Genomic DNA, 13,938 nt, shown 5'->3' with positions numbered 1-13,938 from the left:
AGTAGGGACAAGTTTTTTTCCATTGTCTCCACTTCAATTTAAGCTATAATTGATAGCAACGACATAATGGAAAGAAAAGGTGAACAAAATGAGAGTTGCAATTTTTGACTTTGACGGCACACTATATGCAGAAGAAACGTTCAAGCTGTTGATGAATCATTTGAAAGAACACCCCGTTTATAAAACAAAATATAATCGCTTTTATAGATCCATCGTTCCACCTTATATTGCGAATAAATTGAAACTTTATCCAGATGCCAAAATGAAAGAACGTTCGATGCAATTATACATAGAAGCTTTTGATGGAATAACAAGTAAAGAAATGGAGTCTTATTTTGAAGAACTAACGAAACCAGTGCAAATAGATTTCAATCAGGCAGTGATCGCAAGGCTTGAAAAACATCAAGCTGAGAATATACATATACTACTTGTTTCTGGTGCATATACGCAGTTTTTGCATCAAGTTACAGCAGGAATTTCTTTTAATCAAATTATCGGTACAGAAATTTCATATAAAGGGAATAAAGTGGATACAAAAACGCATATCAAACATGTGAATGGAACTCGAAAAACGGAAAATATATTACAGGCACTAGAAGGAAAACAAATTGATTGGGAAAATAGTTATGCATACGGGGATAGCTTTTCAGACTTGCCCGTTCTAGAACTCGTCGGAAATCCAATTGCAGTGAATCCTGAGGGAAAACTGCAGGTAATTGCAAAAGAGCGTGATTGGGAAATAATTTAAAAACAAAGAAGCATCTGGCTATGCGCCGATGCTTTTTTTTGTATGCACTAGAGTATCAGATAGGGAGAATCCTCTACCTACTATCATTTCTTTTCATTAGTCCAAATCCAAACAATGAAGTCGCATAAAATAAATAGAGGATACAAATGTATTGTCCTCAATCTAAGAATAGGTGGTGAATGTATATGTCATATGGATACGGTGGTGGCTACGGCGGTGGTTATGATGGTGGCTACGGTGGAGCTGGCTCAAGCTTTGTATTGATTGTTGTGTTGTTTATTCTTCTTATTATCGTAGGAGCAACAATGATGAGATACTAAGCATAGGCGTAGATTTATTCGAAATACGCACAAAGGGTAGATTGAAAACATCTGCTCTTTATGAAGTTTCTCCTTTATTTTGAATAATGATCACTTTATACTTCTATTAGGATCAATCATTATTCAAAAAGTCATGCAATGTAAAAAGGAATCGTTTCCTAAAACGATTCCTTTTTTACCTGTATTTAAATTCGTACATTAATATTTTTTTCTTGTAAATAAGATTTAATTTCAGTAATGGTGTAATCGCCGTAATGGATCATCGAAGCTACAAGCGCTGCATCAGCATGACCTTCTGCGAAAACTTCCTCAATATGCTCGAGTTTGCCCGCACCTCCAGAAGCAATAATTGGGACATTTACTTTTTCAGAAAGTAATTTTATTAATTCGATATCATAGCCGTTTTTCATACCATCTTTATGAATACTCGTACAAATGATTTCGCCTGCTCCAAGTTCTGTTGCTTGCTGTGCCCATTCTACGATGTCCATTCCAGTCTTCTCATGACCGGAATGTGTATACACTTCCCATCTAATAATTTCTTCATCCTCATTATAGATAGGCATCGCATCTAATCCTAAAACTACACATTGTTTACCATAAATTTCGGCAGCTTCCCGAAGAAGTTCTGGCCGCTTTACTGCTGCAGAATTTACACCTACTTTATCTGCACCAGCACGAAGTAACCGTTTAAAATCATCAATTGTTCGTACACCACCAATGACAGAAAACGGAATATATACTTGTTCTGCAACTTTTTGAATCCACTCAAGTTTAAGGTCTTGGTTTTTAAGAGAAGCAGTAGTGTCTAAATAAATTAATTCGTCCGCTCCATCTTCTGTATATTTTCTACCAAGCTCAGCCGGATCTCCAATAATCGTTGGATTACGAAACTGTACATATTTTACGGCTTTATCATTTAACACATCAATTGCTGGAACAATTCTTTTTCTAAGCATATTGGTTTACTCCTCATTTACAGTAATTGTCTAATAATTGGATACCATATTTGCCGCTTTTTTCTGGGTGAAACTGAACGCCCATTACTTGTTCGTTCCCAATAACGCTTGCAAAATCATATCCGTAATCGGTAACTCCTAATACATCCTTTTGTTCTGTAGGATTTGCATAGAAAGAATGTACAAAGTAAAAATCGGAATGTTGCGGAATTTGATTAAATAAGAAATGGTTTTGGACATCCTTCACTTGGTTCCAGCCCATATGGGGCACCTTTTCAACCGTTTCCTTAAATTCTGGAACGCTTCCTTTGATTAAACCTAAACATTCCACATTTCCCTCTTCACTTGTTTCAAGTAGAAGTTGCATTCCTAAACAAATGCCTAGGAGTGGAGTACCGCTTGCGACTGCCTCTTTAATATAATTCGCTAAACCTGTTTCATTTAACACGTTCATTGCAACTTTCGCATTTCCAACGCCGGGTAGTATGAGTTTTGTTATCGTTTCATCATGATCACTTGGTTTTGTAATAAGTTTCGTTTGATAATCTAGACGGTCGATTGCTTTTAATACACTATGTAGATTCCCTGCTCCATAATCGATTATGCCAATCATTGTTTTGCCTCCACTGTTAGTATGTTTTTATTATGACATTTCATATTAAAAAATAAAACAAAAACTTTAGTTCACTAGCAAACTAAAACAAGTCACTTATAAAGTGACTGGTTTAGACTGTAGATTAACCATTTTTGGGTGCATAGAGTTGTATATCGAATTCGGCAAGGACCACCACTTCGCTTTCCGTGGGCTTGGCTTCAGCCTCCTCAGGCCAACACGATGTTGGTCACAAAGGCGTTGCCACACGAGGTGGCGTTCTTAGCCTTTGTTCCTCAAGCGTTCCTGCGGTGTCTTCAGCTCAAGCTGTTCCCACAGGAGTCTTCGTGGTGGTCCTTGCCTTATAAACACTTCCTGATAGATATTCACGATTTTTACTTTCAACTGGATAAAAAACCTCTAGAGGCAATTTCACCTTATTAATAACGGTTTTTAAAAATACTTTTGTCGTCAATTTGAACCAGCCACTTATAAAGTTACCTGTTTTTTGCTAACGTATGCATCCACTTTTTTCGCCACTTCTTGCCCTTCTTTTATAGCCCAAACGATTAGACTTTGCCCTTTTCTTGCATCCCCAGCGGTAAATATACCTTCCACACTGGTTGCGTAATCTTTTGTTGAAGCGGCAATTTTTTTATTCACAATATTGACCCCAAATTGGGTTGGTAAATTTAGCTCTGGTCCTTCAAAACCTATAGCAACAAACACAAATTGCGCAGGCCAGATTTTTTCTGTACCGGGTACTTCGCGGAAAAAGTGATAACCATCCTCCCCAAGTATTTTTTCCATTCGAATCGTATGGAGCTCTTTTAAATTACCTTTCTCATCAGCGACCATTTTCGTCGTTTGAATCAAATATTCACGTGGATCTTTGCCGTATTTTGCTTCCGCTTCTTCATAAGCATATTCCAATTTATAAACATTTGGATCAGTCGGCCATAAATTATCTTCTCCTCTTGAAGTTGGTAACTGTGGGTGTTTACCGAACTGGACAACCGATTTACAATTTTGCCTTATGGCAGTTGCAACACAGTCTGCACCTGTATCCCCCCCACCTATTACAATGACGTCCTTGCCTTTTGTATCGATAAATAGTCCGTCTTTAAAGTTCGAATCGAGCAAGCTTTTTGTTGTGGAAGTTAAGTAATCCATTGCAAGATGAACTCCGTTTGAAGTGCTTCCTTCCAAATGAAGCGCTCGTTGTTTTTGTGCGCCGCTACATATAATGATTGCATCGAATTGTTCTGTTAATTGCTCTGCGGAAATATCCTTGCCGATTTCCGTATTTAATACAAAATCAATTCCCTCTTGCTGAAGAAGCTGAATACGACGCTCCACTACCTCTTTTTCCAACTTCATATTTGGAATTCCGTATGTTAGTAGTCCTCCAGCACGGTCCGCCCGTTCGTATATTGTGACAAAATGTCCTGCTTGGTTTAACTCATCGGCACTTGCAAGTCCAGCTGGGCCAGATCCTATGATTGCAATTTTTCTACCCGTCCGAACTTGCGGAATTCTCGGTACTACCCAGCCATTTTCAAATCCTTTATCAATAATCGTCCGTTCAATATTTTTAATGGAAACTGCAGGATCTGAAATAGCAAGTGTACAAGATCCTTCGCAAGGAGCTGGACAAACCCTGCCAGTGAATTCCGGAAAATTATTCGTCATGGAAAGTCTCTCGAGCGCCTCTCGCCATTTTCCTTTATATACCAAATCATTCCACTCAGGAATTAAGTTATTAATCGGACACCCTGCAGTTGCACCTCTTATTTCAATACCCATATGACAAAAAGGTGTCCCACAATCCATACATCTTGCCCCTTGTGTTTGAAGTGCACCGTCCGTTAACTTGGAAGCATACTCCCTCCAGTTTTTTATACGTTTGAGAGGGGTTCCCTCCTTTCCTTTTGCCCGTTCATATTCCATAAATCCAGTCGGTTTGCCCATTTGTCATTCCCCCTCTCTATCTTTTTACTAATGTTTTTTCCTTTTGATCTTGTTTTACAGAAGTGGCTAAAAATGCATGCATTGCAGCTGCATCATCTGCTAAACCAGTGCGTTTCAGATCAGCAATTTTATTAAGCATTAGTTTATAATCATTCGGAACTACTTTTACAAATTTTTCGGCAAAAATTTCCCATTGATCAAGTATATTCATCGCTTTCGTGCTCTTTGTGTAATAGTAATGATCCATTATTAATTGGCGAATTGCATGCCTTTCTTCTGACAGTACTATTCGTTCCAATCCGATCATTTCCATGTTGCATTTTTGTTTAAATCCGTCCAAATCATCATCTACAAGTACATACGCAATTCCGCCAGACATTCCTGCGCCGAAATTTTTTCCAACATCCCCTAGTATGACAGCACGACCACCCGTCATATACTCGCATCCGTGATCCCCAATGCCTTCTACAACAACATCTACCCCACTATTACGAACTGCAAAGCGCTCCCCAGCACGACCATTAATAAATGCAGTTCCACTTGTTGCACCGTACAATGCAACGTTTCCAGCAATAACATTTCCTTCAGTAGCACCTTTTATAGATGCAGAAACAACTAGTTTCCCTCCGGATAGCCCCTTTCCAAAATAATCATTTACATCTCCTGTTACATACATTGACATTCCTTTTGGTACAAATGCACCGAAACTCTGCCCAGCTGCACCTGTAAATCGAAGTACAATTGAATCATCCGCTAACCCTCTAGCACCATATTGTCTGGAAATTTCACTTCCAATGATTGTGCCTACTACACGATCCGTGTTTGCAATTGGATAATTCAATTCCACTTTTGATTGATTTAATATCGCATGTTCTACTTTTGGTAACAGTTCACGTAAGTCGAGTGATTGTTCTATTTTATGGTTTTGAATAGTTTTGAACGTTCGAGTTCCTTCCGGTTGATAAAGGAGTGCCGCTAAATTCAATTGTTTAGCTTTCCAATGTTCTTTTGCACGATCACTTACTTCTAACACATCCGTACGTCCTACCATTTCCTCTACTGTTCTAAAACCAAGTAACGCCATATATTCACGAACTTCTTCTGCTACGAATTTCATAAAGTTTACAACATAATCCGCACTTCCCGTGAATTTGTCACGGAGCTCTGGATTTTGAGTCGCAATTCCAACTGGACAAGTATCTAAATGACATGCTCGCATCATGACACAACCTAGAACAATTAGTGGGGCCGTTGCAAAACCATATTCTTCTGCACCGAGTAGAGCAGCCATTACTACGTCTTTACCAGTCATCAGTTTCCCATCTGTTTCGAGTCTGACTCGATCACGAAGCCCATTTAACATTAATGTTTGATGAGCTTCCGCAAGACCGAGTTCCCAAGAAAGCCCCGTATGTTTAATACTTGTTTTAGGTGAGGCGCCTGTTCCCCCGTCATATCCACTAATAACAATGACATCAGCCGCACCTTTTGCAACACCGGCAGCAATTGTTCCTACCCCAGATTTCGCTACCAGTTTTACACTAATTCGTGCTGCTCTGTTCGCGTTTTTTAGGTCATGAATTAATTGCGCCATATCTTCTATCGAATAAATATCATGATGCGGTGGCGGAGATATTAATCCTACTCCAGTAGTAGAGCCACGAACATCAGCTACCCAAGGGTACACTTTATTTCCAGGCAACTGACCCCCTTCTCCCGGTTTTGCCCCTTGCGCCATTTTTATTTGTAGCTCATCTGCTTGCACTAAATAATGACTTTTTACACCGAATCGACCAGACGCAATTTGTTTAATAGCACTGCGACGATTATCTCCGTTTGCATCTAATTCATAGCGACTTGGATGCTCTCCGCCTTCCCCACTATTACTTTTACCACCGATCCGGTTCATCGCAATGGCAAGTGTTTCATGCGCTTCTTTGCTTAATGAACCGAATGACATCGCCCCTGTTTTAAAGCGTTTGACGATAGAATCTACTGACTCTACTTCCTCTAACGGAATGCGCTTTGCATCTTTTTTGAATGTTAGTAAGTTTCGCAAAAACCCAATTCGCTCTTCGTTCGCCATTTCTGCATACTGGCGATATAATCCATAATCCCCTTTTCGAGTAGCCCACTGAAGCGTGTGTATCGTTTTTGGATTGAACGCATGATGTTCTCCTGTACTTCTCCATTGAAAATCGCTACCAGAATCTAAAGTAGTCCCTTTTGAATCACAAGCTGCTTGTTGTCGTTTATTTGCTTCTTGTGCAATTGTTTCTAGACTGATTCCTCCTATTTGAGAAGCAGTTCCTGTGAAGTAGCGATCAATTACGTTTTTACTAATACCTACAGCTTCAAAAACTTGCGCCCCCCGGTAACTTTGAACGGTCGATATTCCCATTTTGGACATTACTTTTACGACACCATCTGCTATGCCTTTACTATATTTCGTTACGGCTTCCATGTAACTTGTAGCAATATGCCCATTTTCTATTGCTTCAGCTATCGTAGCATAGGCAAGATAAGGGTTGATCGCATCCACGCCGTAACCGATTAATGCTGCAAATTGATGTACTTCTCTTGTTTCGCCAGACTCCACAATAATACTTACCTTCGTTCGATTTCCTGTACGTAGTAAGTGTTGGTGAAGGCTGCTTGCTGCAAGTAGCACAGGCATGGTTATTTGATTTACTCCTATTTGTCGGTCAGACAGGACTAGCAAAGTTTTTCCCTGAGCTATATATTCATCCGCTCTTTTAGAAATATTATCTAATTCGTTTTGTAAGTTTTCTGGCATATTTAAATGGATTGTTGCACTTTGAAAATATTTTGACTTCATATTTTTCAATTGTTTCAGCTGACTATTCGTTAATATTGGTATGTCTAAAAAGATCCGTCTACTATTTTGTGCAGTTGGATGCAGTAAGTCTCCCTCTGCTCCAAGTAATGTCATAGTCGACGTAACAATATGCTCACGGATCGAATCAATTGGTGGATTGGTCACTTGTGCAAATAGTTGTTTAAAATAATTGAACAATGATTGTGGTCGATCCGATAATACGGCAAGCGGTGTATCATTACCCATTGATCCAATGGGATCCTTACCATCTAGTGCGATTGGGATGATATATTTTTGAATGTCCTCATATGTGTAACCAAACGCTTTTTGCTTGAATAAAAGATCATCTATTTGCTCTGGTTTTTCATTTTCGGATGTAATTGTTACTAAGTTGTCGTTTAACCACTTCTCATACGGTAGTGCATTTGCCATATCGGATTTTATTTCTTCGTCTGAAATAATACGACCTTGTTCCAAATCTACAAGTAGCATTTTGCCGGGACTTAAACGTTCTTTGATCAAAATATTTTCTTCTTCTACATCTACTACGCCCACTTCTGAAGAGAAAATAATGTAATCGTCTTTTGTTACATAGTAGCGAGCAGGACGTAATCCATTTCGATCTAAAATAGCTCCAATTTGCTTCCCATCTGTAAATGAAATAGCGGTTGGTCCATCCCACGGCTCCATTAAACTACTATGATAAGTATAGAAAGCTTTTTTCTCGTCACTAATATGCGGGTTTTCTGTCCAAGGTTCTGGTATTAACATCATGGCAGTATGCGCAGGTGTTCTACCGGCAAGTACAAAAAATTCAAAAGCATTATCAAGCATGGAAGAGTCACTTCCATTTGTATCAATAATCGGCAATAATTTAGCAAGATCATCTCCAAATGCTTTCGATACAAACTGTTGTTCACGAGCCTTCATCCAGTTTATATTTCCACGTAATGTATTGATCTCTCCATTATGGACAATGTATCGGTTTGGATGTGCTCTTTCCCAACTCGGAAAAGTATTCGTACTATAGCGAGAATGTACTAAAGAAAACGCAGATGTAAATAATTCATCTTGAAGATCTACGTAGAACAGGTCCACTTCTTCCGGTGTGAGCAATCCTTTATAAACAATTGTTTGACTAGAGAGACTTGCACAATAGAATTTCTTCTCTTGTTGTAGTGCCCAGTGCTCTACTTGTTTTCTGATGATGTATAATTTACGTTCGAATGCAAGGGAGTCTTTCGTATTTACTGCTTTAATGAATACTTGACGAACGACTGGTACTGTTTCTTTTGCTTTTTCACTTAAGCACTCCACGTTAATCGGCACAGTTCGCCATCCGATTAGTTCTTGCCCTTCTCCAATAATGTTCTCGTTTATCTTTTGCTCAATTGCTTCGCGTTCTTCCATGTTATTTGTAAAAAATAGCATTCCTACGCCGTATGCCCCGCTTTTCGGCAAATTCCATTCGTTACAAACAACACGAAAGTATACATCCGGGATTTGCACCATAAGCCCTGCACCATCTCCCGTTTGGCCATCACCTCCACGTCCTGCACGGTGATCTAGCCTGCATAACATTTCTAATCCTTTTTTAACAATGTCATGTGTTTGCTTACCTTTTATATGAGCATATAAACCAATCCCACATGCGTCATGTTCAAACGCTGGATCGTACATGCCTTGTGCTTTCGGTATTTGATGAAATGTCATGTGAATCCCTCCATCTTTTCAAAAACTAACTTAGGAATATTGTATGTTTTCAAACTAATACAAACAATATATAATTTGGATATAAATCATCTACATTTTAGATAGATTAGGGGGAAACGATGGAAATACGCCAGTTGAGGTACTTTATCGAAGTAGCAGAACGGGAACATATTTCTGAAGCGGCGATCCATTTGCATGTAGCTCAGTCAGCAGTTAGTCGGCAAATTGCCAATTTAGAAGATGAACTTGGAGTAGAATTATTCGAACGTGTCGGGAGAAATGTGAAGTTAACACCTATTGGGAAGATTTTTTTAGAGCATAGTATTTCTGCATTACAAGCTATAGATTATGCAAAAAAACAAATTGAAGAATATCTAGATCCAGATAAAGGGACGATTAAAATCGGCTTTCCTACTAGTTTAGCCGGGCACTTTTTGCCAACTGTCATTTCAGCATTTAAAAAAGAATATCCGCAAGTAGCGTTCCATTTACGTCAAGGTTCTTATCATTATTTAATCGATGCTGTGAAAAACAGAGAATTAAATCTTGCTTTTTTAGGACCTCTTCCACCAAAGGATCATTCGATAAACACTTCTATTTTATTTACCGAAAAATTTTCGGCACTCTTACCTTCTTCACATCGATTGGCAAAACGAGAGAAAATTCACTTAAAGGATTTGCTGGATGATGATTTCATCTTATTTCCTGAAGGATATATTTTACGTAAAACAGCGCTAGATGCTTGTAATTCCGTAGGGTTCACACCGAAGACTTCTTCCGAAGGGGAAGATATGGATGCTATAAAGGGGTTAGTCGCAGCAGGAATGGGAGTAAGTCTCCTACCAGAAAGTTCCTTCTATGATGCAACACCAAGATTTACAGTGAAGCTACCAATCGAAACACCGGTTATTAGAAGAACCGTTGGCATTATTAGTCCTGCAACACGCGAGCTATCTCCATCTGAAAAGGTGTTCCATCAATTTGTCATCCAATTTTTTGCAGTGCTTGGACAATACCAATGAAAATAGTTATTCCGCTCCAGAGCGGACGCTTTCCGCCGGGTGAGCGATGAGCTATCGCCGACGCTTCGCGTTCGCCTGCGATATCTCATCTACTCACTCATCCGGCAGGAGTCGCCGCCCTTCCACTCCAATCCACTAAAAATAGCTAGCTAATCAGCGTCACTGTTCTAAATTCAATCTTATGTAGTATTTACTGAAAGTGAAATCCAATGAATGGTTGAATGAGACTGAATACATTGTAATAATGACAAGGCCCAACTCAAAAGGCGACAAACTGACCACAAAACATAACTAAAACAATCCAACTAACGTTTTGATGTGCTTTATCCCAATACGGTCTAGTATTTCTATGTAGTGGTATCCAGTAAATGGCTAAGGGCAATCAGTCAATTATGGAAAGCAACTAAAATCAGCACAAGAGCTACTTAATTGCTAGTGAAAGCGATCAATCCTTAAAATTGTAAGTTTACTATGTGTGAGCCGACAATGAATACGTGGTGTTATTCTAATAAATGTTGAATGAAACAAATTTTTTCTTAGTAAATGCTCCACTTATTTGGAGACAGCATTTTCTAATTAGGTTTAATAAATATTGCGTAGTGGACTCGATAAATTAAAGTCCCTGATAACTGTAGACGCTAAATTACTAAGAAATTCTCATTGGTTGAAGCGGAAGGCGGCGACTCCGGCGGGATCAAGTGAGACAGATGAGACTTCACACCGTACGCGAAGCGGCGGTGAAGGCTCATCGCTCACCCCGCGGAAAGCGTCCGCCTGCAGCGGAAACATTGCGGTCACCTAATAGTGATTTTTAAGACGCTCTATCTCTAAAAAGTGGCTTACCTAATATTGTTCAGGGAAAGTTATTTAATAATTCCCTAAGCCATGAAAAAAACAGGAAATCGTGGGCTTCACGGTCTCCTGTTTTTTATTCATCTACCTCAATGAATTTGATTATAAAACGCTTAATTTTTCATCTTTCAAATCACTAATAAACATGCATCCAGGAGCATGTGTGATCATAATAGAAGGTTTACTTTGCATCGCAACAGCTTGAGGGGTTACTCCACAAGCCCAAAATACAGGAATTTCTCCTTCTTTAATCGTTACGGCATCTCCAAAGTCAGGCTTTGCTATATCCTTGATGCCAATTTGACTTGGATCTCCAATATGGATCGGGGCTCCATGCACACCTGGAAAACGTGAAGTAATTTGAATAGCTCGTATCGCATCTTCATGAGACATCGGACGCATACTTACTACAGTTGGCCCTTCAAAAATACCTGCTTTTTCGCATGAAATATTCGTTTTATACATTGGTACATTACAATTCTCTTCGATATGTCTTATTGGAATACCAGCTTCAAGCAATGGTGTTTCAAATGTGAAACTACAGCCGATTAAAAATGCGACCATATCTTCTTCCCAGTAATCTGTAATATCCGTCACTTCTTCTGTAAATACGCCATCTTTATATATGCGATATTTTGGAATGTTCGTCCGAATATCAGCATTCTTGGCAATTAAATTTGGAATATAAGAACCTGCTTCAGTTACATCTATTAAAGGACAAGATTTTGGATTTCGTTGGCAAAACAATAAAAAGTCGAATGCATATTCTTTTTTCAAAACAGCTAAATTCGCTTGTGTATACCCTTTTGCCATGCCAGCTGTTGGACCAGTGATTTCCCCCATACTTATAAGGTTACGTAATTCACTTGGAGCCATTGTTGTGTAGTTACTCATTTGTGATTCACTCCCTCTTATTTAAAAAGCAATGGAATTTGTTCAATTAGTGTCATAATACCTAACACTCCCATTATAACGACTACTAATCCCCCTGTGATCGTTAACCAAATTGGGTGCTTATAATCACCGACAATATTTTTCTTGTATGCAGCTACTAACATTGTTCCAAGCGCTAACGGTAAAATTAGTGCATTTAAAGCACCTACTAGAAGGAGGATATTGACAGGACGTCCAACTAAGGCAAATGTTATTGTCGATACTAAAATGAATAAAATAATAATCCAGTTATGATATTTTTCAATCATTGGATGGAATGAACGAATAAATGAGACAGAAGTATAAGCCGCTCCCACTACAGATGTGATGGCTGCTGCCCACATAATAACACCAAACATTCTAAAACCAATCTCACCTGCTGCAAGCTTAAAAACGGATGCCGGTGGATTTTCAGGATCAATTGCTAATCCTTGACTTACAACACCAAGCACTGCTAAAAACAGTGCAATTCGCATGATCCCTGTCGCAGCAATTCCAGTTATAGAACTCTTTGTCACCTGTGGTAACGACTCCACACCTTTAACTCCAGCATCTAAAAGGCGATGCCCACCTGCAAAAGTAATGTATCCTCCAACAGTACCACCAACAAGTGTTACTATAGCGAAAATACTTATTTCGGATGGAGCAAATGTATTGATAACTGCTTCTCCAACCGGTGGTGATGTAATAAAAGCAACATACACCATTAATATAATCATGACAAAACCTGCAATTTGAGCAACTTTATCCATCGCTTTTCCTGCTTCTTTTACAACAAAGATAAAGATTGCAAAGGCCGCACTTATAATAGCCCCTGTTATCGGGTCCATACCAAGCATTGCATTTAAACCTAGTCCGGCTCCAGCAACGTTCCCAATATTAAATGCTAGTCCACCCATGACGATGAGAATTGCTAAAAGAACTCCAAGACCCGGTAATACTTTGTTAGCGATCTCTTGTCCACGCAAACCTGATACAGCTATGATTCTCCACACATTCACTTGTGCAAAAACATCTAGTAATAAAGAAATTAAAATAACAAATCCAAAACTTGCAGCGAGTTGCTGCGTGAAGACCGTCGTTTGTGTTAAAAATCCTGGCCCTATGGCTGATGTGGCCATTAAAAATGCTGCACCAAGTAAGACACTTTTTTCAACTTTCTTATTAGTATCAGTTATCACTATTTTTTGCTTTCCCATACAAATTCTCCCCTTATTCGAACACTGCGGAAACTACAATACTGTTACTCTCCAAAGTTTCTTTAATATATTTTGCAAAAGATACAGCATGTTCTCCATCACCATGAATGCAAACCGTATCAGCGTTGATCAATACTTCTGTATTTTGTTGAGAAATTACTTTACCTTCAGTGACCATCTTAACTACTTGAACAACGGATTTGTCCTTGTCCGTTATAAGCGCATCCGTTTGCTGACGAGACGTAAGTGATCCATCTGACTGATAAGTACGATCTGCAAATACTTCATGGGCTGTTTGTAAACCAATTTTTTCTCCAGCAGCCGTTAATTTACTACCTGCTAATCCGAATAATACTAATGCAGGAGAAACGTCATAAACTGCTTGAGCTATTGCTTGCGCGAGCTCCGAGTCTTTTGCAGCCATGTTATACAAAGCTCCATGTGGCTTCACATGTTGCATCTGCTCTCCAAAAGTAGCTAAAAAGCCATTTAAAGCACCAATTTGATAAACAACGATGTCATATGCTTCTTGAGGAGTTATGTTCATTTCTCTTCTACCAAACCCATTTAAATCAGGCAATCCAGGATGTGCACCTATCTTCACGCCATTTTCTATTGCTAACTTGACTGTTTCCCGCATTACGCTTGGATCTCCAGCATGAAATCCACATGCAATATTAGCAGAAGTTACATATTTCAATATTTCTTTTTGTTCTCCCAGTTTATATCGCCCAAAACTTTCCCCAAGGTCACAATTTAAATCTACTCGAAACATTCTTATTCCCTCCTG

10 protein-coding genes are annotated in these 13,938 nt (G+C 39.1%); 3 read left to right on the top strand and 7 right to left on the bottom strand.

The window, feature by feature from the left end:
• Window positions 1-88 precede the first annotated feature (88 nt).
• Together BMZ04_RS09165 and BMZ04_RS09160 are read left to right on the top strand one after the other, a co-directional pair.
• Window positions 89-748 (top strand): HAD family hydrolase, encoded by a 660-nt coding sequence (locus tag BMZ04_RS09165; RefSeq protein WP_093268465.1) that lies wholly within the window; start codon window positions 89-91, stop codon window positions 746-748.
• Window positions 749-927: 179 nt separating this feature from the next.
• On the top strand, window positions 928-1,068 hold the full coding sequence (locus tag BMZ04_RS09160) for a YjcZ family sporulation protein (RefSeq protein WP_093268461.1): 141 nt from the start codon (window positions 928-930) through the stop codon (window positions 1,066-1,068).
• A 185-nt stretch (window positions 1,069-1,253) separates the two neighbouring features.
• Here BMZ04_RS09160 and hisF read toward each other — a convergent pair whose 3' ends face one another.
• From hisF to gltB, 4 genes are all read right to left on the bottom strand, one after another.
• On the bottom strand, window positions 1,254-2,027 hold the full coding sequence (gene hisF, locus BMZ04_RS09155) for an imidazole glycerol phosphate synthase subunit HisF (RefSeq protein ID WP_093268456.1): 774 nt from the start codon (window positions 2,025-2,027) through the stop codon (window positions 1,254-1,256).
• Window positions 2,028-2,040: 13 nt separating this feature from the next.
• Window positions 2,041-2,640: an imidazole glycerol phosphate synthase subunit HisH gene (hisH, locus tag BMZ04_RS09150; RefSeq protein WP_093268451.1), complete on the bottom strand. Its 600-nt coding sequence runs from the start codon at window positions 2,638-2,640 to the stop codon at window positions 2,041-2,043.
• A gap of 468 nt (window positions 2,641-3,108) precedes the next feature.
• Window positions 3,109-4,590: a glutamate synthase small subunit gene (gltD, locus tag BMZ04_RS09145; protein ID WP_093268447.1), complete on the bottom strand. Its 1,482-nt coding sequence runs from the start codon at window positions 4,588-4,590 to the stop codon at window positions 3,109-3,111.
• A 16-nt stretch (window positions 4,591-4,606) separates the two neighbouring features.
• Entirely contained in the window at window positions 4,607-9,142 is a 4,536-nt protein-coding gene (gltB, locus tag BMZ04_RS09140; protein ID WP_093268442.1) for a glutamate synthase large subunit, read from the bottom strand.
• A gap of 119 nt (window positions 9,143-9,261) precedes the next feature.
• On the opposite strand from gltB, the gene BMZ04_RS09135 reads away from it, so the two are divergent.
• Window positions 9,262-10,164 carry a LysR family transcriptional regulator gene (locus tag BMZ04_RS09135; RefSeq protein WP_093268434.1) on the top strand — a complete coding sequence of 301 codons (903 nt, stop codon included), beginning with the start codon at window positions 9,262-9,264 and terminating at the stop codon, window positions 10,162-10,164.
• 954 nt (window positions 10,165-11,118) lie between these two features.
• Here BMZ04_RS09135 and BMZ04_RS09130 read toward each other — a convergent pair.
• The 3 genes from BMZ04_RS09130 to BMZ04_RS09120 are packed head-to-tail and all read right to left on the bottom strand — an operon-like array spanning window position 11,119 to window position 13,923.
• Window positions 11,119-11,910 (bottom strand): putative hydro-lyase, encoded by a 792-nt coding sequence (locus BMZ04_RS09130; protein ID WP_093268423.1) that lies wholly within the window; start codon window positions 11,908-11,910, stop codon window positions 11,119-11,121.
• 17 nt (window positions 11,911-11,927) lie between these two features.
• Window positions 11,928-13,148, bottom strand: coding sequence for an NRAMP family divalent metal transporter (locus BMZ04_RS09125; RefSeq protein ID WP_093268418.1), 1,221 nt, complete (start codon window positions 13,146-13,148; stop codon window positions 11,928-11,930).
• Window positions 13,149-13,161: 13 nt separating this feature from the next.
• On the bottom strand, window positions 13,162-13,923 hold the full coding sequence (locus BMZ04_RS09120; protein ID WP_093268414.1) for a LamB/YcsF family protein: 762 nt from the start codon (window positions 13,921-13,923) through the stop codon (window positions 13,162-13,164).
• Window positions 13,924-13,938: the final 15 nt, after the last annotated feature.

Source organism: Psychrobacillus sp. OK032, from assembly GCF_900111345.1.
In the GTDB taxonomy this organism is placed as follows: Bacteria; Bacillota; Bacilli; order Bacillales_A; family Planococcaceae; genus Psychrobacillus.
The sequence above is the reverse complement of the archived record's forward strand: the minus strand, read 5'-3'. Positions and strand labels throughout refer to the sequence as shown.

Excerpts from the sequence above, each read along its gene's own strand:
- hisH (WP_093268451.1), bottom strand. The coding sequence starts at position 2,640 with ATGATTGGCATAATCGATTATGGAGCAGGGAATCTACATAGTGTATTA.
- BMZ04_RS09135 (WP_093268434.1), top strand. The coding sequence starts at position 9,262 with ATGGAAATACGCCAGTTGAGGTACTTTATCGAAGTAGCAGAACGGGAA.
- BMZ04_RS09130 (WP_093268423.1), bottom strand. The coding sequence starts at position 11,910 with ATGAGTAACTACACAACAATGGCTCCAAGTGAATTACGTAACCTTATA.
- hisF (WP_093268456.1), bottom strand. The coding sequence starts at position 2,027 with ATGCTTAGAAAAAGAATTGTTCCAGCAATTGATGTGTTAAATGATAAA.
- BMZ04_RS09160 (WP_093268461.1), top strand. The coding sequence starts at position 928 with ATGTATATGTCATATGGATACGGTGGTGGCTACGGCGGTGGTTATGAT.
- BMZ04_RS09165 (WP_093268465.1), top strand. The coding sequence starts at position 89 with ATGAGAGTTGCAATTTTTGACTTTGACGGCACACTATATGCAGAAGAA.
- BMZ04_RS09120 (WP_093268414.1), bottom strand. The coding sequence starts at position 13,923 with ATGTTTCGAGTAGATTTAAATTGTGACCTTGGGGAAAGTTTTGGGCGA.
- gltB (WP_093268442.1), bottom strand. The coding sequence starts at position 9,142 with ATGACATTTCATCAAATACCGAAAGCACAAGGCATGTACGATCCAGCG.
- gltD (WP_093268447.1), bottom strand. The coding sequence starts at position 4,590 with ATGGGCAAACCGACTGGATTTATGGAATATGAACGGGCAAAAGGAAAG.
- BMZ04_RS09125 (WP_093268418.1), bottom strand. The coding sequence starts at position 13,148 with ATGGGAAAGCAAAAAATAGTGATAACTGATACTAATAAGAAAGTTGAA.